19 protein-coding genes and 1 tRNA gene are annotated in these 25460 nt (G+C 65.6%); 9 read left to right on the forward strand and 11 right to left on the reverse strand.

Annotated features, from left to right (window positions below; translation table 11 throughout):
- Positions 1–177 precede the first annotated feature (177 nt).
- Positions 178–1833 (reverse strand): M81 family metallopeptidase, encoded by a 1656-nt coding sequence (locus BBSC_RS01000; RefSeq protein ID WP_231649174.1) that lies wholly within the window; start codon positions 1831–1833, stop codon positions 178–180.
- Positions 1834–2216: 383 nt separating this feature from the next.
- Between BBSC_RS01000 and BBSC_RS12980 the strand changes: the two genes are divergently transcribed.
- Positions 2217–2534: an AlbA family DNA-binding domain-containing protein gene (locus BBSC_RS12980; protein ID WP_065422484.1), complete on the forward strand. Its 318-nt coding sequence runs from the start codon at positions 2217–2219 to the stop codon at positions 2532–2534.
- Positions 2525–2597, forward strand: a tRNA-Lys gene (locus BBSC_RS01005). Before BBSC_RS12980 ends, BBSC_RS01005 begins: the two co-directional genes overlap by 10 nt.
- 319 nt (positions 2598–2916) lie before the next feature.
- On the opposite strand, the gene BBSC_RS01010 is transcribed toward BBSC_RS01005, so the two are convergent.
- From BBSC_RS01010 to BBSC_RS01030, 6 genes are all read right to left on the reverse strand, one after another.
- Complete coding sequence (locus BBSC_RS01010) at positions 2917–4230, reverse strand: ATP-binding protein (RefSeq protein ID WP_231649172.1); 1314 nt, start codon at positions 4228–4230, stop codon at positions 2917–2919.
- Positions 4136–4651: an AlbA family DNA-binding domain-containing protein gene (locus tag BBSC_RS14120; protein ID WP_231649168.1), complete on the reverse strand. Its 516-nt coding sequence runs from the start codon at positions 4649–4651 to the stop codon at positions 4136–4138. Before BBSC_RS14120 ends, BBSC_RS01010 begins: the two co-directional genes overlap by 95 nt.
- A 302-nt stretch (positions 4652–4953) precedes the next feature.
- Positions 4954–5835 (reverse strand): ABC transporter permease, encoded by an 882-nt coding sequence (locus tag BBSC_RS01015; RefSeq protein WP_033516777.1) that lies wholly within the window; start codon positions 5833–5835, stop codon positions 4954–4956.
- Positions 5832–6584, reverse strand: coding sequence for a hypothetical protein (locus BBSC_RS01020; protein WP_051923208.1), 753 nt, complete (start codon positions 6582–6584; stop codon positions 5832–5834). Before BBSC_RS01020 ends, BBSC_RS01015 begins: the two co-directional genes overlap by 4 nt.
- Entirely contained in the window at positions 6581–7756 is a 1176-nt protein-coding gene (locus BBSC_RS01025) for an ABC transporter ATP-binding protein (protein WP_161787629.1), read from the reverse strand. The genes BBSC_RS01020 and BBSC_RS01025 overlap by 4 nt, the downstream gene beginning before the upstream one ends.
- Before the next feature lie 649 nt (positions 7757–8405).
- Entirely contained in the window at positions 8406–8681 is a 276-nt protein-coding gene (locus BBSC_RS01030) for a mycoredoxin (protein WP_033516775.1), read from the reverse strand.
- Between the two features lie 137 nt (positions 8682–8818).
- Between BBSC_RS01030 and BBSC_RS01035 the strand changes: the two genes are divergently transcribed.
- Complete coding sequence (locus BBSC_RS01035) at positions 8819–10390, forward strand: C69 family dipeptidase (RefSeq protein ID WP_033516773.1); 1572 nt, start codon at positions 8819–8821, stop codon at positions 10388–10390.
- A gap of 309 nt (positions 10391–10699) precedes the next feature.
- Here the strand turns inward: BBSC_RS01035 and BBSC_RS01040 are convergent, their stop codons facing one another.
- The 3 genes from BBSC_RS01040 to BBSC_RS01050 form a co-directional block, all read right to left on the reverse strand.
- A complete protein-coding gene (locus BBSC_RS01040) occupies positions 10700–12583 on the reverse strand; it encodes a DUF5696 domain-containing protein (protein WP_033516770.1) in 1884 nt (627 codons plus the stop codon).
- Between the two features lie 336 nt (positions 12584–12919).
- A complete protein-coding gene (locus BBSC_RS01045) occupies positions 12920–13954 on the reverse strand; it encodes a glycosyltransferase family 2 protein (protein WP_033516768.1) in 1035 nt (344 codons plus the stop codon).
- A gap of 400 nt (positions 13955–14354) precedes the next feature.
- Positions 14355–15146 (reverse strand): TetR/AcrR family transcriptional regulator, encoded by a 792-nt coding sequence (locus BBSC_RS01050; protein ID WP_046726157.1) that lies wholly within the window; start codon positions 15144–15146, stop codon positions 14355–14357.
- A 194-nt stretch (positions 15147–15340) separates the two neighbouring features.
- On the opposite strand from BBSC_RS01050, the gene ftsY reads away from it, so the two are divergent.
- The 4 genes from ftsY (at position 15341) to BBSC_RS01070 (ending at position 20549) form a co-directional block, all read left to right on the forward strand.
- The gene (gene ftsY, locus BBSC_RS01055; protein ID WP_033516766.1) at positions 15341–16597 is read left to right on the forward strand and encodes a signal recognition particle-docking protein FtsY; all 1257 of its coding nucleotides are present in this window, start codon (positions 15341–15343) and stop codon (positions 16595–16597) included.
- A gap of 349 nt (positions 16598–16946) precedes the next feature.
- Entirely contained in the window at positions 16947–18230 is a 1284-nt protein-coding gene (locus BBSC_RS01060) for an ammonium transporter (RefSeq protein ID WP_033516764.1), read from the forward strand.
- Position 18231: 1 nt separating this feature from the next.
- The gene (locus tag BBSC_RS01065; RefSeq protein WP_003814240.1) at positions 18232–18570 is read left to right on the forward strand and encodes a P-II family nitrogen regulator; all 339 of its coding nucleotides are present in this window, start codon (positions 18232–18234) and stop codon (positions 18568–18570) included.
- A 146-nt stretch (positions 18571–18716) separates the two neighbouring features.
- Positions 18717–20549 (forward strand): [protein-PII] uridylyltransferase family protein, encoded by a 1833-nt coding sequence (locus BBSC_RS01070; RefSeq protein WP_033516760.1) that lies wholly within the window; start codon positions 18717–18719, stop codon positions 20547–20549.
- 99 nt (positions 20550–20648) lie between these two features.
- Here BBSC_RS01070 and BBSC_RS01075 read toward each other — a convergent pair whose 3' ends face one another.
- Entirely contained in the window at positions 20649–22091 is a 1443-nt protein-coding gene (locus BBSC_RS01075) for an MATE family efflux transporter (RefSeq protein ID WP_081892960.1), read from the reverse strand.
- A gap of 519 nt (positions 22092–22610) precedes the next feature.
- On the opposite strand from BBSC_RS01075, the gene dnaB reads away from it, so the two are divergent.
- Positions 22611–24047: a replicative DNA helicase gene (gene dnaB / locus BBSC_RS01080; RefSeq protein WP_081892959.1), complete on the forward strand. Its 1437-nt coding sequence runs from the start codon at positions 22611–22613 to the stop codon at positions 24045–24047.
- A 3-nt stretch (positions 24048–24050) separates the two neighbouring features.
- Positions 24051–25445, forward strand: coding sequence for a Mur ligase family protein (locus tag BBSC_RS01085; RefSeq protein WP_033516758.1), 1395 nt, complete (start codon positions 24051–24053; stop codon positions 25443–25445).
- Positions 25446–25460: the final 15 nt, after the last annotated feature.

Consider the following 25460-nt stretch of genomic DNA (forward strand, 5'->3'; position numbering starts at 1 on the left):
TGTTGGGCGTGTTGACACTAGATGTAGTGTTTGAAACCGTGGTGGCAGTAGGGATTGCCGCTTCTGGGCCGGGCCGCGGAACGGGGTTTGGGAAAAATGTCAGATTAATCACATTGACGGGAATGCGATACCGAGATCCGCGGCGCTGCCCGGTCAGCGTTGCTTGGCCGGTGCCGCTCAGTCGTCGTCCGGTTCGTCGGCCGGCGCGACGATGCGCGCGTGCAGATCCGGCGTGAAATCGCTCGGATCGTACGGTACCATCGGCCGCTGGATGCGGTGGTGCCCGAGCCGGATCGGGTCCTGGTCCACGCCGCCGGGGGTGAGCGCCATCATCCAGTCGGCCGCCATGTCGAATAATTCGGGCTCCAGATAGCCGATCTTCACGACGACGATATCGGCGGAGCGCGGCTTGAGCTGCAGATCCGTGAAATCATGCTCGTGATGGTAGGGCTTGCGCAGCGCCGTGAGGATGACGTACAGCCCGCTCGACCGGTCGGCGGGGGTGCCGCCGACGTGCAGCACGACTTCGGTTTCGGCGTCGCGGTCGCCATGCCGTATCGCATGCACGACGCCGGTCATGGTGACGGGTCCCTCGTGCAGGTTATCGACTGCGGCCCCGCCGGTCACGGTGACGGTCGAGCCGACCCCGGCATCGACGGCTTCCGCCACCGCTTCCGGTGCCGGAAGGGACGCGTAGATCACGGTTTTCCCGCCGTTGGTGATGCGCGGATCGTCCAGCAGCCGGCGCAGCGTCCAGGTCACGTCGCCCGCGCCGCCGGCGGTCGGATTGTCTCCCGAATCGCTGATGAAATACGGCGTGACGGGGCTCCGCAGCGCGGCGTCGACGCACTCGTCCAAGGTGCCGGTCGGCGCGACGAACTCGAAGTCGTCGCGTGCCGCCCACAGGTCGGCGGCGAGCTCCTCGGCCCCCTGCGCGACGGCGTCCCGGTCGTCGCCGGTCACCACGACCGCAGCTTGATTGCGCGGCTCGTCGGCCCACGCGTAGCCGACCCAGATCGCCGCATCGAGCACGCCGTCGCGCGCCTCGACCTGCGGCACCTTCGCATAGATCGAACGCGCCGGTTCGACGCGCGTCGAGGTCTTTTCGCCGGGCAGCAGGATCGGCACGGGAATCCACGCCTTGATCGGCTTGCGGGGCGCTTGTCCGGCCGGATGGGAGACCAGACGGTCGACCAGATTGCGCACGGCGCGCTCCTTGGTGTCCAGCTCGTCCTCGTGCGGCGCCATACGGTAGCAGGTGATCAGATCGGTCAGATGCGCGAACTCGCGCGAGACGTTGCCGTGCAGATCCATCGACGACGACACGAGCACGTCGGGGCCGATCACGTCGCGGATGCGCTGCAGCAGCACGGTTTCCGAATCGTCCATGCCTTCGACGGTCATCGCGCCGTGGATGTCGAACCACAGGCCGTCCAAGTGGGGCGTCTCGCGTACGACGGCCTGCAGCCGCTCAATGGTTTCCTCGGTCAGGCTCTCGAACGCCTCCGCGGTGACGATGCCGCCGGGCAGGGAGCGCCCGACCAGGGTCGGGTACCAGTTGGCGGCTTCGCGCAGCGGCTGGCCGGGGGCCATGAACGGGTACGCGTCGAAGACTTCGGCGCCGCGGCGCGGATGGAATGCGGTCGCGCCGGTGCGGGCGGGGGAGAAGGTGCTCGCCTCGATCGCCAAACCGGCGATGGCGATATTGGGCTTGCGCGGGGATGCCTTGGCGGCGGGCGATTGCGCTTCCGTGGCTGGGGTTTTCGGGTCTGTCCGGCTGGTCTGTGCCTGATACAGTCCCTGGTGCTGCTGTGCTGCTGCGGTCGTGCTCACGGTGCGCGCTCCTCTTCCTCGACGACTCGATCGACTCTACGATACAACGCGGCAATCCGATCCGAGCCGGGATTCACATGCAATTCCCAGCCAATCCACACACGGTGCCGAGACTGGCGTTGTTATATGTAACCACGGCCGCAAGGTCGCAGATAATTGAACCCCTTTCTTCTTCTCTTCCTTCTCTCAAAGCCCGGCCGCCCGCCGGGTTTTTCTTTTCGGGGAAAGGCTGGCGGGCCTATGGGTGCATGGCGTCATTCAAGCCTTTGGGGCTTAATGGGTGTTTGGGGCGGTTTTTATTTCAGCTGGTAGACTATTGGAAGCTCTCTTCGTTGAGAAACGTTGATTTTTCAAGGTTTCTTTATTTAAAGCGGTAGACTCGGATGACTGTTCCCGGTATTGATGGGCTTCGGCAGTTCCTTTCTGGCAGCGAGTCTCGTCGTCTGGAGTTCAAAACGGCATCGAAGCAGTTCGATTCCGACAAACTCATGAAGTACTGCTGCGCGTTGAGCTGCGAGGGCGGCGGTGAGATGGTGTTCGGCGTCACCGACGATAAGAAGATCGTGGGGACGCAGGCGTTTCCCGATACAGCCAGAACAGAGCGCGACATCTACAACCGGCTTGGTGTCCGTTGCACTTTCGAGACACCGGATTTGGTTTGTCCGGTAGCCGCGTGTATTTTAGTAATGTTGCCCCTTTAGCTCAACGGTTAGAGCAGCGTCCTTTTAAGTCGTGGGTTGTGGGTTCGAATCCCACAGGGGGCACGGTCCAGCCCTTGGAAACCAAGTTTCCAAGGGTTTTTCTGTTCTACTGGCGAGCTCCTAGTGGGAAGTAGTGAGAACCTAGTGGGAAGTCCGCTGGATCGTTGAAAGTCCGTTTTGCGCGTGTTAGGGCGCCGTCGAACTGGGCCTCGGAATGATTCTAATGGGAAGTAGTGGGAACCTAGTGGGAAGTGCTTCCCACCATTGAATTATTGCCCGTCCTGTTTGAGCGAGTAGTACTCTAATCGGTAGGTGCTTTTCTCTACTCACTTCAACCACTTAGTAGCAAATCCCTCCGCGGAAACGGTAGTCGCTGCTATTGTTATGATGCGCGCTTGTATTGACGGTTTTTGCTGGACGGAGGTGCGGTGGCAATCACCATGCCGGCACCGACAAGGCGACGCAGGAGTTTGCGTACTGACGGCAGGCTCCTGTCGGTCATCTCGCTGATTTTTCTGGCGCTCATGGCTTCCGAGGGAGATAGCGTCTTCAGCAATTGGCGTTCCGCCACGGTCAGAGTGTCGCTGCGAGTAAGTGTGAGCGGCTCGACCCCGGCCGAGGTCGTATTGTCGTTCGTCAGTGTGTATGCACCGTTGTCGCTGTTTCGCACCAGCCCTTTGGCGATTAGGGTCGTCAGTATCTTGCGGATATCGTCGGAATCGATACGCAATGACGTGTGGAGTTGTTTCACATTCATCGTTCCCTGACGTCGGAGCATCAGCAGGATGGTCTGCTCGTGCCGATCCAGTCCGGTTTGCAGATGCTCCAGCCACTGGTGGTTCTGCTGATATTCGACCCCATAGCGGGCCAATGTCACCGTGAAGCGATCAGGGCTGGCCACGAATTTCGGTTCGCCCAGCGCCCGCGACGCCATCTCCCTGATGATTAGGGGGATTCCCGTGCCGCCGCCCTCCACGGTCACGGCGTCCTCACGGGAATACGGTATCTTGTGCATAAGTTGGACAAGCGTGGTGTTTCGGCATCGTGATATGCCGTTCGCGATGTTCTCCAGTGTCACGCCGCCCCACAGGCCGCCGGGGTTCGACACCTCCACGCGGTCGGGATACACGTCGACCGCGACGGCTTCGCCTGTGAACCGGGAATCGTACTCGCGGTGGATCACCGCGTTCGCGATGACCTCGCGCAGCACCTCTTTGGGGATTTCCGTGTCCGTCCTGGCGCCGGCGCCGACCACGAACGTGGGCGTACGCAGGTTCTTGGCTACGGTCTCGACGGCCTGGTCTATGGCCTCGGGCATGTTGCCGTCGCATAGCACACGGTCAAGGAAACGGGGCCCGTCCGGATCCGATTTCTCGACGTCGGGATGCACCGACACGTCGATGAGCAGTTTGGGATAGTACTGCTGCGGGTATTGGCCCGCAGCCAGCAGGCCCGCGAGACGAACCCGGCCGCTGTTGTCGGTCATGTTCAACCGCGCCATCTGATCGGTGCGGGTAATGGTCCCGCGCAGCGCTTTGGACCCTTGGTGGATCATGATGATGCGCTCTACGACTTCGTCGTTCAGATCGTTCAATGTGGATTCAGGAACGATGCCGCGATCCGCCGGGCTTGGGAGCGCGGCGTTCTCGAACTCGAATACCTCCGTGGCGGACAAGCGGATGTCCTTGTCGTCCATACGCCGGTATCCCGCCCGACTTTGGGCCCTTCGCCGTCACGTAGCAGGGTTTGTCCTCGATCGGATTCTCGTGGATATCGATCGCGAGGAATGGTTTATCCGCGTATTCGCAACGTGAGATTTCGTATTGCGGCGGATTCGTCAGCCGGACTCCCTGCGGGTTCCCGTCCCCCATACCCTCCATGAACTTTGCGGCAATGCGATTTTGATCGAACCCGTTGACGGGTCGGAATCCGTCCTCCTCGCTTATGCCCAGCAACAAGGTGCCGTCTGACGTGTTCGCGAACGCGCTGACGCTCTCCCATACGCTGCTGCCGATATCCGTCGCGCAGGATTTCGCTTCGAAACGCCCGTCATCATTGCCCTGACGACGCAGACGCTCCAGCACTCGCCTGATCTCGTCATCGGTCCACATCGTCATCCCAACTTCTTGTCATAGCGGGTCATTTGCCATCATCACTCTTCAGTATATCTTTCTTCACTCGCTATCACTTACCCTGTCACTTACCCTTGAATATAAGTGACAAGGTGAGTGATAGGGTAAGTGATGGTGGGTGAAAATAATGGAACGGCAGGTGGCGTCGACCCTCGTGGCAGACATCCCTTGACCCTAATGAAGTCAACGGAATGAAATCAACCAAGGTGCGATAAAGTCCTTGGAATCGCAATGATTCCAAGGACTTTTGCGTTATCGCGCGGTGCGGGGCCCGCTTCCCGTAAGCCTCACATGCCCAGTCCGGTCACGGTGCCGCGCCTGCGGCTCAGCGCCATGCACATGCGCCAGCACACCAGCGCCGAGACGGCCCAACCCAAACCGACCGCCAACCCCGCGCCCATACAGGCGAAGGCCGTGGCGGGATGCCCGGCGGTTAGGGCGCGCGCGGCGTCGGTCATCCACGTGATCGGTAGCGCGTGGACCGTACGGGCCACCGGCGCGGGGAACACGCTCGCCGGAGCCACCACGCCGCCGACCAGAGGCAGTACATAGCCGATTAGGTTGGTGAGCAGCAAGGCGTCGTCGAACATCAGACTCAATACGGCCGTCAGCAGACCGACACCCAGCGATGCGACCAGCGACACCGCCATCATCAGCAGCATGGACGGCCAGAGTCCCGCAGCGGGCAGTGCTCCGGTGGCCAGCAGCGAGACGAGCATCGCGCAGCAGGAACTCGCCATCGACACTCCGAGCCCGGCGCACAGCCGGCCAGCCCATGGGGCGATCCGCGATCCGGAACCGAGCATCATGTACGGCAGCACGCCCGTGAACCGGTCCTCCGCCAACAGCGAGGCCATGGCCACGCTCGCCTGCGCCGAACAGGCCCCGATAGCCGGGACCAAAGCCGTTGCCATGGCCGTCGAGGCCGCGGCGGCGCCGGCGGCGGCACCGACACGCGGAGCCGCTTCGGTCAGCATCAGGTAGAACAGGGCAGTGAACGCCGGAGCCGCCGCCATCTGCACCAGCAGCGCCGGCAGCGAGCCGCAGTCAGGCATCGACCTGAAAGCGATCATGAACGCGGTGCGGAACGCCGATGGCCCAGGCCTCTTGACCGTCTTATCCGTCTTGGCTGACTTATCCGTCGTATCCATATTCCTCATATCGTTCATGCCAGGTCCAGCGTTCCTTCCACGCAAGCGCGCGTCAGCGCATGCCGCAAGCCGATCGCCGCCGCGCCCAGCAGCAGCGCCGACAGCGCGATGCAGCCGGCTCCGGCCAGCCACACCGCGCCGTCGAATGAGGCGCGTCCGGCCACCCAGACCGCAGACGTCAGCGGATGCGCGAACGCCAGCACCCGCAGAGGCAGCGGAAAACGGTCGACCGGCATCACGATGCCGCTCAGCAGCCACACCGGAATCAGCACCAGCGGCTCGAACGCGATCGCCCCGCGCGACAGCACGAAGAACGCGGACAGGCCGGCCGCGCTGGACACGCAGGCGAGCAGCGCAAGCGCCAGTCCGGCGACCTGCTCAGGCGTCACCGTTACCGGACGGCCGGCGAACAATGAGGCCAGCGCAAACGCGATCGGCATGCCGATGATGCCGATCAACGCTGATGCGGCGACGGGCGGCAGGAACACCGCGCCCGCCGGATGCACGCTCATCACCTGATACTGCAGAACCCCTTGGAACCGCTGATATCCGATGATGCCGACCGCAGTGGTAGTGGTGGCCCACAGCCCGCTCACCGACGCGGCGAACCACAGGTCCGGCGTCACCTGCCAATGCGCGGCGATCAGCCGGAGCAGCGCGAAGCTGATCGGCGTGACGACGGCGGTGCCGAGGAAGAATGACGTGGCCCACAAAGCGCGCATATGGAACCAGATAGCGGCGCAACTCTCACGCAGCATGCCGCTCACCGTGCCTTTCCGTCGCCGATGTCGCCGTCGAATCCGCCGGCTGCGGATTCGCGTTCGTGCCGCGCCTCCAGCAGCGCCAGATACGTTTCCTCCAACGTCGCCGCCCGGATGCCGAGCCTCGCCACGCCGGCGCCCGGCAGCTCCGGCTCCCGATGCGACCACGCGACGTTCACCGTCCACAGGCCGTTGCGTTCGTTGGCGTCCACGTATCGCACGCCATCCAGACGGTTCAGCCGTTCGCGGTCGCGCTCGCCGAACGATTCGGCCGTCCACATGGTCACGCCGTCGATGTCCATCGCCTCCGACAGGTCCGCCGTGGTGCCCGAGGCGATGATGCGGCCCCCGTCGATGATGTCGGTGCGGTCGGCCAGAGCCTCGGCCTCGGCCAGCGCATGGGTGGTCAGCAGGATGCCTGTTCCCTGACCGCGCAGCCGCGATACCAAGGTCCGGACCGCATGCGCGTTTTCCGGGTCGAGCCCGTTGGTCGGCTCGTCCAACAGCAGCAGCGGCGCATGGTTGAGCATCGTCCGGGCGATGTGCAGCCGTTGCGTCATGCCGCGGGAGAACGTCTCCACGCGGTTGTTCGCGACATCCGCCAGCCCGACCCAGTCCAGGGCCTCGGCGATGCGCGTCTCGCGCACGCTGCTCGGCACGCCGGCGAGCTGCGCGAAATATCGCAGATTCTCGATGGCGCTGACCCGCAGATAGAACCCGCGGTCGCCGCCCAGCAGCAGCGACAGATGGCGACGGGCGTCACGCGGCCGCCGTACCGCGTCCACGCCGCAGACGCTGATCGACCCGCCATCCGGCGTGAGCAGCGTGGCGATCATCTTCATCGTGGTGGTTTTGCCGGCGCCGTTCGGCCCCAGCAGACAGACGATGCGCCCGGCGTCGACGGTCAGTGAGATGCCGCGCACGGCTTGGTGCCGCCCGTTGCCCCGGCCGAAGGAGCGGGAGACATGGTCGAGCCGCAACACGGGATCGCCGACTGCGGGCTGGTCCGTATGCCGTCCGCTCGGTGTCGCGCCGGATTCGGCGCGGGAACCCGAGCCGGTTCCGACCCCGTCGCCGCTGGATACGATGGCGCTGATGGCATTGATGGAACCGCAACCGCCGAGGGTGCGGAAGCGGGCTATGGTATTGCGGATATTGAGAGTATTGGCGCTATGCACCGTAACAAACCTTTCATTAAGGCATGCCCGGCCGCCTTGACCGATCATGCCGCCGAAAGGACCATTAACCGCACGCAAGACACGCTCACGCCATCATCCTGGGCCGTGCGGCCACGCGGATGACCATCCATGCGTTGAGTCTGATGAATACTTCAGCCGCTTGACAGCGGTTAGCGATCCTCACCTTCCATATACGAAGCAGTCTGTGATGCGGTCATTGTTACGCCTCCGATAGTGCGGTCTGTTGCTTCAGATTCTAGCATCCCGAGTCGTTAATTCGTTGAGTAGTTCTGGCTCAGCCTCCAAGAGGGGAGCCAGACACAAAGCGGCCTGAGGGGAGGAGCCCCCGCGAACGCCATGGTGCCGGGTGTATCGCATCGTGCCTGGCGCGGCGACAATGACGTGGCGAAAACGAAGAAAGCCCGGCGTGAACCGGGCTTGAGAAGAAGAGAGAGGAAGGGTTAAGTTATATCGGCTTTGCGGCCTGAAACAACGATAACGCCGCTTCCTTCGGGATATCGTGTGTGTTATCTGGGAAATCAGTGGGAATCGCGGGCATCCGTGGCATCCCCTGTGCCTTTGCGGATCCGTCGCCAGCCACACGGCGGCTCCGTGCGATCTCGGGACTCGCGCTCCGGCCCCTGGTGCGTCAGTCGATGACGCCCAGTTCCTTGAGCTTCTGCTCGATGTCGGTGGCGGACGGCTCGACCTGGAACGCGCCATCGCCGTACAGCACCACCGGAATATGCTTCTGGCCGCTGATCTCGACGGCCCGGTCGGCCGCGCCGTCCTCGGTTTCGATGTTGTGCCAGGTGTACGCCGCCCCAAGACGGGTGAGCGCGGCCTTCGCGCGCTTGCAGTCGCCGCACCAGTCGGCCCCGTACACGTCGATGCTGCTGGATGCGCTGTTGGTGGTATCGGTCATTTTCGGCTCCTTTCATTCGCCTTACCCTACTGTCTCACGATCGGCCGCATTATCCGGCATAAACTCGCCCTTCGCGAAAATGCCGACGGCCCATGCGCGCCCCTCGAAAGTCACCCCTGCTTCTAGAGTTGGGCAGCATGTCATGCACCACCATACTTGTCGGAAAGGCCGCCAGCTACGACGGCTCCACCATCATCGCCCGCAATGACGATTCGGGTTCGGGGCGCTACGATCCCAAGCGGTTCGTGGCAGTGGACCCGGCCGATCAGCCGCGGCGCTACCGCAGCACGCTCAGCCACGTCGATATCGATCTGCCGGACGATCCCTGTCGGTATTCGATCGTGCCGAACGTGCTGCCCAATCGCGGGGTGCTCGCCGAGGCCGGCGTCAACGAGCATAACGTGGCGATGAGCGCCACCGAGACCATAGCCGTCAACGAGCGCGTGCTGGCCGCCGATCCGCTCGTGGCGCTGCGGCCGTCCTCGGGCGAGGCCGGCGAGGCCGGGTACCGCGCCGAGCAGCCGGGCGGCATCGGCGAGGAGGACATCATCACCCTCGTGCTGCCGTACGTGCGCACCGCGCGCGAAGGCGTGCGGCGGCTCGGCGAGCTGCTCGAGCAATACGGCACATACGAATCGAACGGCGTGATCATCTCCGACGTGGACGAGATCTGGTACGTCGAAACGATCGGCGGCCACCATTGGATCGCCCGCCGCGTGCCCGACGACTGCTATGCGACGATTCCCAACCAGCTCGGCATCGACGACTTCGATCTGGCCGACGCCTTCGGCGCCCAACGCGAGTATCTGTGCAGCGCCGATCTGCGCGGGTTCATGGCGGACAACCACCTCTCCCGCACGGTGCGCCCCGCCGCTGTGGGGGCCGCCGGGTTCGCCGCCGGCTCCTCCGCCGCTTCCGGCGACCGGTTCAACCCGCGCATGGCCTTCGGCACGAGCACGCCCAAGGACCGCATCTACAACACGCCGCGCGCTTGGTACATGCAGCGCCATCTGAACCCGAGCGAGGACTGGGATTCGCCTTCCGCGCGCTATACGCCGGTATCCGGTGACATCCCGTGGTGCCGCGTGCCCGAAAACGCCGTGACCATCGAGGACGTGGATTTCCTGATGTCGTCCCACTTCGAGGACACGCCGTACGACCCGTACGGCACATTGGGCACGCCCGAATCGCGGCACCGCTATCGCCCGATCGGCATCAACCGCACCGGGCATATGGTCGCCATGCAGCTGCGCCCGTATGCGCCGGAATCCAGCCGCGCGGTGATGTGGATCGCCTACGGCTCGGGCCCGTTCACCGCCGTTGCGCCGTTCTACGCGAACGTCGCGGATACGCCGGCCTACCTGCGCGACACCACTCCGGAAGTGTCCACCGACAACCTGTACTGGACGAATCGGCTGATCGCCGCGCTGGCGGACGCGCATTGGTTCGACACCAACAACGCGATCGAAGGGTATGCGGAGCAGGTGCGCGTGTTCGGCCATCGTCTGGTCGCCGATACGGATGCGTCTCTCGCCGGCGGCGGCGAAGACGCCGGCGATATCGATTCGGTTCGTGCGCGCCTTGAAGCGGCGAATGGGACCATGGCGGATTATCTGCGCACGCATACGACCAAGCTGCTCGGCGACGTGCTCTATACGGCCAGCAACCTGATGCGCAATTCCTTTGCCATGTCCGACCGATGGGTGTGAGACGCCCGTCGGATTCGCCTGTCGCGGCCGTTGCAGGCCGGCGATTGTTGCGTGGACGCGAGTTGTCGGTGCGTGGGGTCGGAGACGCCGACGGTATGAAGCCATTTTGAGGGCATAATACCGGATGGCAACCGGTTTCACTACAGACCCATGCACCGACAACTCGACAGTAGCGCGCATTGGCCGGGTGCATGGCCGCATGCAAACGATCGCAAACGCGGATATGACGACATGTGCCGAGGGGCCGGACCTTCGTGGCCCGGCCCCTCGGCACATCCGCGTTTGCCCGCTTCTCGGCGCCGCCGCCGGCTACTGCTCGATGCGGTACTCCTGCGTGTGGAAGTCGCAGGTCACGCTCGTGCCGTCGGCGAAGGTCGAACGCTGCACGAGCGGATCGCCGTCGACGAACTCGTGGCGCACCAGCTCGCTCATGCCGACGCGCTCATGCAGCGCGGCCACGATCTGGCAGCGCTCGATGTCGTTCTCGGCCTGGGCGCGCTGCGCGTCGTCCATATCGCCGTCCACGCCGACATACGCGGCGTCGCGGATCAGGTACGGCGCGCCGCCGTTGAGCAGCGCGTAGAGCATGTAGTCGTCGCCGTTGACCACGCGCTCCATCATCCACGGCTGGATCACGCAGTCGTGGTAGACGAGGTTGTACAGCGGCACCGGAATGCCGTGGCGCGGCGCCTCGGGCGAGCGCATCTGGAAGTCGTAGGGTGCGTAGTGGCAGAACACCAGGCTCGGCACGGCCCAGTCGGACACCTCCTCGGACGAGGACAGGATGCCGTGCGACAGCAGGTACTCGAAACATTCGGCGCGGCGGTCGTAGCACTCGCGGCGGGTCATGCGGTGGTCGGGGTTCGAGCATTCGTCGCCCTCATTGCAGGTGAACACGTCCAGATACGCGCAGTCCAGCGTGATGCCGTGCGCGGCGATCTCGGCGAAGTTGCGGCGCACGTAATCCGGCGCGAGCTCGGCGCACAGGTAGGTCTGGTGGCCGCCGGCCCAGCGCGAGTGCTCGGGCATGGTGCCGTCCGCCAGACGGACCGCATTGCGCTTGTCGAAGGTGCGCGCGGTGAAGTAGTAGTCGCGGTACTGGTCGTGCGTGCCGAACAGGTCGCCGTAGCCATGGCAGGTGTCGACCAGCGACTTCATGCCCTCCCAGCCTCCGGCCTCGCGGCATGCGGGCAGGTAGTCCGGGTGCTCGTTGTCGTAGCCGGGCTGCGCCCAACCGTCCAGATGCATGTAGATGCGGCCGGCGCCCAGCTCGTGCAGCGTGCGCAGCTGGCGCTCGCGCGCCGCGAAGGTGACCAGCGAGTTGTTGTTCTCGGGGTGCTCGTGGTCATAGAACGACGATTCGGGCTGCACCACGGTCTTGATGCCGACGTGCATCCACGAGCAGCCGATCAGCCGGTGGATCGAGGGGTTGCGCGCCGCCTTTTCGGCCAGCGTGCGCAGGCGCCCGCGCTCGTTGACGTACGCGCGGTACGTCTTGCAGATGGCGGTGTGATCGGCGTCCTTGAGGAAGCGATAGCGCGCCACGCGGCGGTACGCCATCGTGCCGAGGCTCGGGTCGAACCACATGCCGACGTGCGTGTAGGGGCCGTTGGCGGGGTGGTCGATCGCGTAGCCGGCGTTCCACGGCGTCTCGCAGATCGCGATGTAGGCGTGCGCGTCGCCGCGCAGCTGCGCGAACCACGGCATGTAGCTGCCCGCGGTGTCGAAGCGCCCCTCGAAGGTGACGTCGGCGGTGGTCACCGGCGCCGGCCAGGTGTTGGGGATCATGACGCCCTGTTCGTCGTTGATGAGCGTGGCGCAGTGCCCGTCGGCGTCGTCGAACGCCATTTCGCCGGGCCAGTTCAGCATGGTGGCGCTGAGCCCGTCCTCGTTGAGCGGGATCCATTCGAAGAGCACGTCGCCGGACGAGCGCTCGATCCAGATGTAGGTCGCGAAGGTGTACGGCGTGCCGCCGAAGCCCGCGAAGGTGCTGTACACGCCGACTCCGGTGCCGGTCTCGCGGCTCTCGTGCGTGATCTTCGCCGCCTGGGTGAACGGGAAGGTGCCCTGTTCGCAGACCAGTGTCGGCTCGAAGCCGTCGCGCCAGCCCCATGTCGCCTCGTCGCGGCGGAACGTGAGCTTCAGCGTATCCTCGTCGAACAGCACCGTGGTGCCGGAACATTCGAACTGCATATCTCTCCCTTGCTGTTGTGCCCTGCATACCGGGGCCGTTGCGCCATATCGCGCATCGTGCTGCACTGCCGGCATCATTGTATCGGTTCGGCCTTATGGATCGGGGATCGCATAGGTGTCGCACCGTCTGCAAGGAGTGAAGCATACGCTCTATTTGTTAACAACATATGCATTAACAGCGCGTGCACGTACTTACGCACTCATACGCTCGCGCGCTCATACGCTGCAGAAGCGCATGAGTACATGCTGGCATACGGCCGATTTGGGATGTCGGGAAGGCTGTATGCCAGCAGGCTGCTGACATACGGTCGGTTTGGGATGCCGGGAGAGCCGCGGCTAGTTGAAGCCGACGATGCCTTCCGCGATGCGGTAGCCCTGGCGGATGATCCAGCGGCCGACGGAACCGGGGAGATTGATCGCACGCGCGATCAGCTTCTTGCGCACGTCATGGCTGATCGCGGGGGACGCGGCGTCGAGGTCGGCCCACAGCTGGTCCTTGAGCTTGTAGTTCTCCGGATCGCGCGACAGGATCAGGAACACGCTGGTGACCGAGCTCTCGATCGCGAGGAAATGGATCATGTAGCGGTACAGCCCGTCGGGCACGGTGCCCGGTTCCGGCGTCGCCTCCACCATGCGGCGGTTCACGAGCCGCAGCTGGTTGACGCGGCGGATCATCACGTCGGTCTGCACGCTCTGGCCCTCGCGGCCGATGAAGTAGTGGTAGAACGGCATATCCAGGTACAGTATCGTCCGCACCTGGGTGAACGGCTGATAGGCGTAGATGAAATCCACGTAGAAGGTGTGCTCCGGCAGCCGCATGCCCGAAGCGCGCACCACCTCGGTGCGGAAGATGAGCGCGTGCATGAGGATGTACTCGGCGATGCCGAACCGGCCCAGATCGTCCCATCCCTGGATTTCGCCGGGCGTCATGGCGCGGCGGAAATTGACGACGTGCTTGCGGCGCTTGCTCACCTTGTCATACACGTAGTTGGTGACGACCATATCGACCGGGTCGCCGGACGCGCGCTGCTCGCGCAGCGTGGCCATCATCGTGTCGATCGACTGCGGGTCGACCCAGTCGTCGGCGTCCACGACCTTGATGTACGTGCCGCGCGCGTTGGCGATGCCGGTGTTCACCGCGCCGCCGTGCCCCTTGTTCTGCTGATGGATCGCGCGCACGCTCGGCCAGCGCTTCTCGTACGTGTCGGCCAGCTGGGGAGTGGAGTCGGAGGAACCGTCGTCGACGATCAGCACCTCGATGTCGCTGGTGTCGCTCGCCGACAGCAGCGAGGAAATGCAGCGCTCAAGATAGGTCTCCATATTGTATGCGGGCACCACGAACGTCAGTGTTGCCGGGGTGTTCTGCTTCATACGCTCCTCGTTAACCTACCGGTACCGCCCAGGGCGGGTCATCTGTTTTCCTTCCCCAAACCTAGCACCTAGCGGGCATCGATAGGTGGTTTGTACACGTTCTGCATCCCTGAACGCATGATCGGAGTCCCTGATATTCCCCTGATCGCCGTGGGATCGGTGCCGTTCGGGGGCATCTCCTTGCCGTATGCGGATCGCCGATGCCGATTTTGCTCGCCGACGACGCACGGCATGATTCGGGGGAATGTCGGCTGATATGTGCCACGACCCGTGTCCGGACTGTGGGCGACGCGACGTGGCGTGCGGCGCTGCGACCGATGTGACGCAGCGTGCGATGTGACGCAGCGTGTGATACGCCGCATCCGATGCGCGGCTTACCGACGGTCCGCGGCCTGCGGGACTATGCCGCGTCAGGCCTCGAGTCGTCGCCTGCTTCCGCTTCCGGCGCCCCGTCCCGTGCCGTGTCCTCGCGCGATGCGGCGGCCGAGTCTTGCGAGGCCGTGTCTTGCGAGGCCGTCTCGCCCCCTTGCGCCTCCCGGCGCCGTGCGTCGTCGTCGGGAGCCCCGCGCTTCGCGGACTGTCGGGCCTTGCGGCCCTCGAACCGCAGTTCCGGCTTGGCATCCAGCCGGGACAGCCCGTGCCATGCCAGATCGACGATGTACGCGGCGAGCTGCTCCTTGCTGACCTTCGGGCGGTCCGCCCAGTACTGGCCGGTGAACACGGTCATGCCAACCAGCATCTGCGCGTAGTACGGCACCCCCTTCACCGGCAGCTTCTGCCGCTTGAACGCCTCCATGAGCAGATTCTCGACCTTCAGGCTCACGTCGCCCAGCAGCGAACTGAACGAGCCGGCCGGATCGGTGCTCGGCGAATCGCGCACCAGCACCTGGAACCCGTCCGCGTTCTGCTCGATGTAGCTCAGCAGCGCCAGCGCCGTCCGCTCCACGATCTGGCGGGGGTGCGCGGTCGAATCGTTGAGCGCGCTCGTCAGCACCGTGGTCAGCGCGCGCATCTCGCGATCCACGATCACCGCGTACAGGCCTTCCTTGCCGCCGAAATGCTCGTACACGATCGGCTTGCTGACCTTCGCGCTGGCCGCGATCTCCTCCACGCTCACCGCTTCGAACCCCTTGGACGCGAACAGCGCGCGACCAACCTGAATCAGTTGTTCGCGGCGTTGCAGTGATGTCATTCGTGAAGCATTGGCCATGGCACCAGTTTGGCACCGCCGCCGGATGTTCGGCGGCGTATGGGGCCGATTGCGCCATGGCCGGAACGCGTGGCGGCGCGTATCCGGTCAGTCGGGGGCGGATTGCCTAATGGCCGGCCCGGCGCCCGGCCGCGCCATGAGGCGGCGCTGTCCGTTGCGGTTTTTAGGCTGAAGATATGGATACCAATGTGATGATCGGCATTGTGGCCGTTGTAGTTATCGCCGTCGTATTGATCGTGATCGGCTCGCTGTTCGACCGCTCGCGCAAGCGCGCGCTCGTCAAGGCCGAGGAGGAGGCCAAGGCCAGGGCCGATGCGCGCATCGCGCAGGAACGGGCCGCCGCCCAGGCCGGTGCCGCCGAAGAGGTGCCCGCCCCGTCAGCTGCGGCGGCTGAAGCGGCTAAAGCGGAAGCGGATAAAGCAGCCGGAGCTCCCGAAGCCCCCAAGACCCCCGAGGCGCCGAAGCAGCCCGCGACCCCCACTCCCGCTCCGACCCGAGAGAAGCCGGAATCCTCCGCATCGCGCATCACCCGCCTCAAGGCGAAGCTCGCCAACAGCTCCAACCCGTTCGGCAAGGCGCTGTTCAACATCCTCACCAAGGACAACCTCACCGAAGCCGATTGGGAGGACGTCGAGGACACGCTGCTGCTCGCCGACGTCGGCGCCGAGGCCAGCGAGCGGCTCGTCGAGGAACTGCGCAAGGACGCCCGCATCACCGGCAAGGCCGACCCGGCCGAGGTGCGCGCCAGCCTCAAGGAGAAGCTGCTCGATCTGGTCGGCCGCGACACCGACCGCCGGCTCAACGCCAGCAAGGAGGGCGCCGGCAAGCCTTCCGTCATCATCATGGTCGGCGTCAACGGCACCGGCAAGACCACGACCGCGGGCAAGCTCGCGCGCCTGTTCGTCTCCGAGGACAAGCGGGTCATCATGGGCGCCGCCGACACCTTCCGCGCGGCGGCGGCCGATCAGCTCGAAACGTGGGGCGCGAAGGTGAACGTGCCGGTTGTCCGTTCCGACAAGGGTGGCGCCGACCCGGCGTCCGTCGCGTTCGAGGCCGCCTCCCGGGCCAAGGAGGAGAACGCCGACGTGCTCATCATCGACACGGCCGGCCGCCTGCAGAACAAGGCGAATCTGATGGACGAGCTGGGCAAGATCCGCCGCGTCACCGAAAAGAACCTGCCCGTCGACGAGGTGCTGCTCGTGCTCGACGCCACCACCGGCCAGAACGGCATGACCCAGGCCAAGGTGTTCGCCGAGGCGATCGGCATCACCGGCGTGGTGCTCTCCAAGCTCGACGGCTCCGCCAAGGGCGGCATCGTGATCTCCGTGCAGCAGGCGCTCGGGGTGCCGGTCAAGCTCGTCGGCCTCGGCGAAGGTCCCGACGACTTGGCCCCCTTCGACCCGGAGGGCTTCGTCGACGGCATTCTTGCCTGACGCCGGGCCGGCCCGCCGCGGCATGATGGCATACGCGCGCCGACGGGAACTGACCGCATCGTGAAACGCCCGCCCCGATCCTCATCGGGGCGGGCGTTTGCCGTGGAATAGGGGGTGCATATCGGGAAATGCCGGCGAATTGGCGTACAATCGGTGCTTCGCCGGATGGTATGCGGTCCTCGCGCCCCGCCGGGTTTTACATGCGCGTAACCTCGCGTAACTTGTTGAAAACGCGGTGGGCGTTCCATACCATGGTGTTAGCCCCTGTACAGGGGACGGCGCAAGAGTCATTCAGTCGCTCGGTTCGTATAACGGGCTGGCGTGAAACATACAAGAGAGGGAGGTAGACATGGACACCGGAAATGCTGCATGGATGTTGACATCCGCGTCCCTGGTTTTCCTCATGACGCCGGGTGTGGCGTTTTTCTACGGAGGCATGGTTCGTGCCAAGGCCGTGCTGAACATGCTGATGCTGGAGGCGGCCGCGCTGTCGGTCACCGCCGTCATCTGGACCCTGTGGGGCTGGTCGATCGCCTATGCGGGCACGTCGATCGGGGGAATCTTCGGTGATCCCGCAACCGGCTTCCTTCTCAAGGACTCGATGGTCGCCAAGGACGGCGTCTTCACCGCCGCCGACACGTCCGGCTCCTACCCGGGCAGCATCGACGTCGCCTTCCAGGTCACCTTCGCGATGATCACTGTCGGCCTGATCTGCGGCGCGCTCGCCGAACGCGTCAAGTACAGCACCTGGATGATCTTCGTCGCGCTGTGGATCACCTTCGACTACGCGCCGATGGCGCACATGGTCTGGAACAAAGGCCTGCTGTCCGGCGACGGCGCGATCTCCCAGGCGATCGGCGCCGCGGCCCACGACTTCGCAGGCGGCACCGTCGTCCATATCAACGCCGCAATGGCCGCGCTCGTGATCGTGCTGATCATCGGCAAGCGCAAGGGCTTCGGCACGCAGCCGTTCCGCCCGCACAACGTCCCGTTCGTCATGCTCGGCGCCTTCCTGCTGTGGTTCGGCTGGTTCGGCTTCAACGCCGGTTCCGCCTTCGCCGCGAACGGCACTGCCGGCTATGCGTGGATGAGCACCACCGCGGCCACCGCGGCCGCCATGCTCGCCTGGGGCTTCACCGAGAAGATCCGCTCGGGCCACTACACCGCGATGGGCGCCGCCTCGGGCATGGTCGCCGGTCTGGTCGCCATCACCCCGGCCGCCGATGTGGTCTCCCCGCTGTGGGCCATGGTCATCGGCGCCATCTCCGGCGTGCTGACCTGCTTCGCCTGCGGCCTCAAGTTCAAGTTCGGCTACGACGACTCGCTTGACGTGGTCGGCGTGCACGGCGTCGGCGGCCTCACCGGCACCGTCCTCATCGGCTTCTTCGGCGAGGGCACCGGCCTGCTGGCCGGCGGCGACTGGCGCCAGCTGGCCGTGCAGGTCATCATCGCGTTGTGCGCCATGCTCTACTCCGGCGTGATCACCGCGATCATCGCCTTCGCCCTGGAGAAGACCATCGGCTGGCGCGTCAGCGAAGCCCAGGAGGTCGGTGGCATCGATCTTGCCGATCAGGGCGAACGCGCATACGATTTTGCTGGTACTGCCAGCTCCGTTCTCAAGGAGGTAAGGTGAGATGAAGCTCATCACCGCTATCATCCAGCCCCATAAGCTCGACGACGTCAAGGAAGCGCTCGCCGCCGCTGGCGTGCACGGCCTGACCGTCTCCGAGGCCAACGGCTACGGCCGCCAGCGCGGCCACACCGAGGTCTACCGCGGTGCCGAATACACCGTCGATCTGATCCCGAAGATCCGCGTCGAGGTGCTGTCCGACGACGCCGATGCCGAAACGCTCGTCGGCGTGATCGTCAAGTCCGCCGGCTCGGGCACGATCGGCGACGGCAAGGTGTGGGTCGCCCCGCTCGACTCCGTGACCCGCGTGCGTACCGGCGAGACCGGATCCGCCGCGATCTGACAATAAAGCGGCCCGAAGCGTTCCGGCGTGTTCGGGTTATCGATAAGACAGATCCCCGCATGTGCCTCGCGCCGTGCGGGGATTATCGTATGCGGCGCGGCGCTCGCATTTTCCCAAGTTCCTCTCAAGCAAAGGCAAGGATCCCGATGACTTCGGCGGTGGACAACCTCAAGCGGCGTTTCATGGACATGAGCCGGCCGGATGCGGACGGCATCTACCGCAACGGCGCGGCCAAGCGCCGGGCGCGCACCGAACTGGCGATGGAATGCCTGCAGGCGCTGTGGGCCGAGGCGTGCGACGCCGTGCCGTTCGCCGTGCCCGGCACGGGTATCGGGCTCGCCTCGGTCGGCTCGCTCGCCCGCGGCCAGATCGGCCCGTCCTCCGACCTCGACCTGGTGCTGATCTACGACGCCCATGCGCTGAATGACCGGCAGCTCAACGAATTGGCCAACAAGCTGTGGTATCCGCTGTGGGATTCCGGTCTCGACCTCGACCATTCGGTGCGCACCCGGCAGCAGTGCGAGTCGGTGACCGACCACGACCTGCCCGCGGCGATGGGCTGGCTCGACGTGCGCCCGATCGCCGGTGACCGGGCGCTGATCGAGGCGACGGCCACCTCCATCCTCGAACGGTGGCGCAAGGCCGCGCGCAAGCGGCTGCCCGAGCTGCTGCAATCGGCGGAGAGCCGGCTCAACGAGTTTGGCCGCCTGCCGTATATCAACCAGCCGGACATCAAGGAGACGCGCGGCGGGCTGCGCGATTCGGTGCTCGTCTCCGCGCTCGCCGCGTCATGGCTGGCCGACCGCCCCCACGGCGTGTACGACGACGCCGTCGACGCGCTGCTCGACGTGCGCGACTGCATCCACTTGGTCGCCGGCAAGGACACGAACCTGCTGCTCGCACCCTATCAGGCGAAGGTCGCCGCGATGCTCGGCCTCGCCGATCCGACGCTTCCCGAAGGCGAGCGCGAGGCGGAGTCCATCGACGATCTGCAGACGAGGCTGGCGCGCATCGGGCGGCAGATCGCCTTCGCCCTCGACTCCACGGCCTCGCGCGCCGAGCATTCGCTCACGCACGAGAAGCCCCGGTTCTCGTTCTTCCAGATGATGAATCCGCGCGCCGGCGGCAGGCGCGAGGCGCCGACCTTCGAGACGCTCGCCCCCGGCGTCGTCGCGCACGAGCACGAGATCGTGCTCGCTCCCGGCGTGGATCCGGCCGCCGATGCGGTGCTGCCGCTGCGGGTGGCCGTAGCCTCGGCCGAGTCCGGGTTGCCGATCAATCCCTCGACGCTGGGCAATCTCAAGCGCAGCCCGATCAGGGATTCGGTGTGGAACGACGAATCGCGCGATCTGTTCGTGCGGCTGCTGGACAGCGGCTCCGAGCTGATGCGCGTGTGGGACGAGATCGATTTCGTGGACATCCCCGGCCGCTGGATGCCCGAGTGGCTGGGCATCCGCAACCGCCCGAGCGCGTCGGCGGCCCACCGGTACACCATCGACCGGCACAGCGTCGAGGTCGTCTCCCGGCTCACCCGCACGTCGGCCGCCAGCGGAAGGCGGTACGACGGCGAGCGCTATACGGCGCTGCTGCTGGCCGGTCTGCTGCACGATATCGGCAAGCGCCCGTTCATCGCCGACCACGCGGCCGAGGGCGCCCGGCATGTGCCGGTGATCCTGAATCGCATGGGATTCGACCGCGACATCGTGCGCTGGGCCACGCTGCTGGTGCGCGAGCATCTGACGCTGTCCGAATTCGCGATGGGCCGCAATCCCAGCGATCCCGCGGTCGGTTCCGATCTGGCCGGCCGGCTCGACCACGACCCGGTCCTGCTCGACATGCTGTTCGATCTGACCCGCGCCGACGGGTCCTCGCTCGGCGCCACGGCCGGCGAGACCATCACCAAGCAATACGGCTGGAGCAAATGGCGCGAATCCCTGGTCCGGGCCATCTACACCGCCACCCGTTACCACATGAAATAACGCTTCGCGGCATATTCCCTTGTCGGGCTCCCCTCCATGAGGGGAGCCCGACAAGGGAAACTCAACCGGTCGGGCGCGTAGCCCGCTGGGAGCGCGGGGTCAATCGGCCCGGACGGTCATCCATCGGTCGCCGCGGATGCGCAGGCCGTTGCAGATGCCTCGCCCGCCCATGAGCACGACGTTGAACGCCATCCAGACCATGGCCGTGCGGGCCATGTCGCCGGGCAGCGCCGGCGCCACCGCGCGCGAGAGGACCGCGAGCAGCGCGATATAGACCACCGCGGTCAGGGTGCAGGTGGCGGCGAGATACCGGTAGTCGCGTGCGCCGATCAGAATGCCGTCGATCGACATCATCCATCCCTGCAGCGGGAAGAACACACCCATCGTCACCATGCCGGCGGCCACCAGCATCTGGATGTGCGGGCTCGGCGAGAAGAAGTGCCCGGCGAAAAGGCCCGCCAGAGCGAACGCCGTGCCGATGACCGCTCCCGTGGCCAGCCCGGCCCGGCCGGTGGCCGTGGTCAGGCGGCGGGCCCGGTGCACGCTGGTGGCGCCCAAGGCGGCCGCCACCAGCGTCTGCCCGGCGATCCCCACGGAATCGAGCATGTTCATGGCGAAATTCCACGACGAGTTGACGGCCTGGAACCCGGCCAGCACGGAGGTGCCCATGCGAGCCGCGCTGGCGACCGTCGCCACCATCGCCGCGCGGATCGCCAGCGTGCGGATGAACAGCGGCAGCCCGTCACCGCCCGCGGCGGCGATGCCGCTGAGCCGCGGCCTGAGATCGGCGCCGTCGGCCTTGGCCCACAGCACCGCCGGGACGACCAGAAACAGCCCCATGAACCATTGCGCGATCAGCGTGGCGATGCCGGAGCCGGCGATGCCCCAATGCAGCACGATCACGAACAGCACGTCCAGCACCGTGTTGATGATGGCGCCGCCGACCGCCGCGATCAGCGTGATGCGCACCTTCTGCAACCCGCGGAAGATGCCGTTCGCCGCGTACACCAGCAGCATGCCGGGTGCGCCGAGCACGATCGTGCGCGTGTAGATGACCGCTTGCGTCAGGACCTCACCCTGCGCTCCGAGCGCGCGGCACAGCGGCTCCGAGCCGATGAACAGGCCGATGCCCAGCAGCAGGCCGATGCCCAGCGCCAGCCACAGGCCGTCGACGCCGGCCTGCATCCCCTCTCGCCGGCGTCCGGCGCCCAGCAGGTGCGCGACCTGCGCGGTGGTCGAGTAGGCCAGGAAGATGCACAGCCCGACGGCCGTGAGGATGATCGTGGACCCGACCGACAGCCCGGCCAGCGCCGCGTCGTTGATGTGCCCGACGATGGCCGTGTCGATGAGGACGAAGGTCGGTTCGGCGATGAGCTGTCCGAAGGTGGGGAGCGCCAGCGTGAGGATCTGCCGATTGACCGCCTTGCGTTCGAGCGGGGCGTCGGTGGTGGTGTCGGTGGTGTCGGTGGTGGTGCGATGGCCGTCCTCGCCGGATGCGCCGCCCGGCATGGCGGCCGTATGTGTGGATTCCCCTTGAGACATACCCCTCAACTTAGCAGCATCGCATCGCCGGGGCGTACCGGTCATTCTCCCGGCTGAGCCGTGCCGGCGGCCGCACGCGGGCGAGCCGCGAAGCCGACCCCGATATAGGGGGAATACGTGAGGGGCGGGGGTCCGGGCGGCGCGCGGCCGAAGTTCCCGGTGTGGACAAAAACGGGAATTCAGCTGGATCGCGATGAGTTATCCAGAGGTTATCCCCAAGTTGTGCACAGAGTTATCCCCATCATGTGGATAACTTGGTGGATTGTGCACGGTGTAATCCCCAGAATGTGGATAACTCATTTTTCTTATCCACATTGCAGCAGTCCGAGCGTGTCGCGCAAACAGCCGCGAGGTTAACGGCACGTAACCGACGGGAGCGGGACCGCATTCCCCCTATTGTCGGTGCATGCGCCGCCGTAATGCCTCGATCTTCCCTGTTGCGCCCGGCAAAGACCGTCCTCGGGGCCGGTAGGCGACGATATCTGCCGCCTTCCGGCCGTGAACCTATACTCGATAACTATGGCAGACGGAAATTCATGGGACGGTGCGCGCCCGCAGGAGGGCCGCGGTTCGGGGTCGTCGTATGCGCGCAATGACGGCGAGGCGCAGATCCGCGACGCGCTGTTCGACCGCGTGCCCCCGCATGACGACGATGCGGAGATGGCCGTGCTCGGCGGCATGCTGATGAGCAAGGACGCGATCGGCGAGGTCTCGCAGATGATCGATGTCACCGATTTCTACCAGCCGAAGCACCAGACGATCTATGAGGCGATCATCGGCCTGTTCTCCGCGTCGCAGCCGGTCGACGTGGTGCTCGTCGCCAACCAGCTGCTCTCCGACGGCGATCTCGACAAGGTCGGCGGCACCGACTACCTGCACAGCCTCGTCGCCTCCGTGCCGACCGCCGCGAACGCCACGTACTACGCGGATATCGTGCATCAGCGCGCCGTGCTGCGCAACGTGATCGCCGCCGGCACCAAGATCGCGCAGCTCGGTTATTCGGCCGAGGGCTCGCAGGCCGAAGACGTGGTCAACCTGGCGCAGGCCGAGGTCTACGAGATGAGCGTCGGCAAGGTGCGCCAGGACTACACGGCGATCGGCCCCGTGGTGCACGATGCGCTCGACCAGCTCGACAAACTGCAGAACGGCCAGCTGGAAAAGGGCGTGCCGACCGGGTTCCGCGACATCGACGACGTGACGCAGGGCCTGCAGCCCGGCCAGATGATCGTCGTGGCGGGCCGACCGGCCATGGGCAAGTCCACGTTCGGCATCGACTTCGCGCGCGCCGCGGCCCTGCACCACAACATGACGTCGATCGTGTTCAGCCTGGAGATGAGCAAGGTGGAGCTCGCGCAGCGCATCATCTCCGCCGAGACGAACATCCCGCTCGCGGCGATGCGCCGCGCCGACGACATCACGCCGGAGCGCTGGAACACGCTCAACAGCTTCTGGGACAAACTGCACGACGCCCCGCTGTTCATCGACGACAGCCCGAACATGTCCCTGATGGAGATTCGCGCGAAATGCCGACGGCTCAAGCAGACCAACGATCTCAAGCTCGTGGTCATCGACTACCTGCAGCTCATGAGCTCGGGCACGCGCGTGGAGAGCCGCCAGCAGGAGGTCTCCGAATTCTCCCGCGCGCTCAAGCTGCTCGCCAAGGAGCTGGAGGTGCCGGTTGTGGCGCTTTCGCAGCTCAACCGCGGCCCGGAGATGCGCAACGACAAGAAGCCGCAGCTGTCCGACCTGCGTGAATCGGGTTCGATCGAGCAGGACGCCGACGTGGTGTTCCTGGTGCACCGCCCCGATTTCTACGACAAGGAGGACCGCCCCGGCGAGGCCGACATCATCATGGCGAAGCACCGTAACGGCCCGACCGAAACATTCCATCTCGCGTTCCTCGGCGCGACCTCCAAATTCAAGGACATGCCGCAGGACTACAACCAGGGGGTGTAAGCCATGGCTTGGAACTCATTCGCGACGCCGCTGATCGGCAAGGCGGTGCGCGGGGCCTCGCGGCTGCTGCGCCACGGCGGTTCCGCGTTCCCCGGCAAGGTCGTCGAGCGGATCGACCCGGCGTTCCTCGCCCGCACGCTCGGCCGGCTGCCGCTCGGCGTGGTGCTCGTCTCCGGCACGAACGGCAAGACCACCACCACGCGCATGGTCGCCTCGATGCTGCGCGATCTCGGGCTGAAGGTGTTCACCAACCCGACCGGATCGAACTTCACGCGCGGCGTCGTGTCCGCGCTGCTCACCGAGGTCACGCTCGGCGGGCGTCTCGACGCGGACATCGCCGTGCTCGAGCTCGACGAGGCGTACGCCGTGCATTTCGTGAAGCAGGTCCGCCCCCGGTACGCGCTGCTGCTCAACGTGATGCGCGACCAGCTCGACCGTTTCGGCGAGATCGACAACACCGCACGGCTGCTCGGCCATGTCGCCGAGGCGACGACCGGCACCGTCGTGCTCAACCGCGAGGACCCGCGCATCGTGCGGCTCGCCGAGCTCGTCCAGCCCGGCGCGCAGGTGCGCTATTTCGGCCTTTCCGACGATCTGCGCTCCTTCTTCCCGTCCGACGACGACATGGCGACGACCGTTGCGGCGGAGGGGGAGACGTGCACTTTGGGTGCGCCGCGCACGGAGGGCGGCGACGGGCGCGGCGACGCGGATGGCGCCGCTCAGGCCCGGCACGCGCTGCCGGCCGACGTGACGCTCACCCGGGTCGGCGACCATGAAGCCGATTTCCTGATGGACGGCAAGGCGGCCACCACGCGTGTCCGGCTCGAAGGCGTGTACAACCTGTACAACGCGGCTGCGGCGCTCGCCGTCGTGCGCACGGTGCAGCGCGACGCGCGCGACGGCAGCGCCCTGCGGTCCTGCGGCGGCGATGCGCTGCTCGCCGCCGTCTCCCGCGTCACCCCGGCGTTCGGCCGCGGCGAGGTCATCGACGTGAACGGCAGCCCGGTCGAGCTGCTGCTGGTCAAGAATCCGATGGGCTTCCGCCTGTCGCTCGCTTCGTTCCCGCCGCAGGGCGCCGATACGATGATCGCGATCAACGACGAATACGCGGACGGCCGCGACATGAGCTGGCTGTGGGACGTGGACTTCACCAGCCTGCGTGAAACGGGCGTGAAACAGGTCTCCGGCGTGCGGGCGTGGGATATGGCGCTGCGCCTCGAGTACGACCAGGTGCCGGTCGGCACGGTCGACACGGATCTCGAGTCCTCGGTGATCGCCTTCGCGAGCGCGAATCCCGGGCGTGCGAAGCACATCTACTGCACGTACACCGCGATGCTCAAGGCGCGTGCCGCCCTCGGGCGGATCGCCGCCGTATCCGACGCCGGCGTGGGCAAGTGAAGGGGAGCGAGGAGG

Origin of the sequence: Bifidobacterium scardovii JCM 12489 = DSM 13734 (assembly GCF_001042635.1) — a bacterium.
GTDB classification, from domain to species: domain Bacteria; phylum Actinomycetota; class Actinomycetes; order Actinomycetales; family Bifidobacteriaceae; genus Bifidobacterium; species Bifidobacterium scardovii.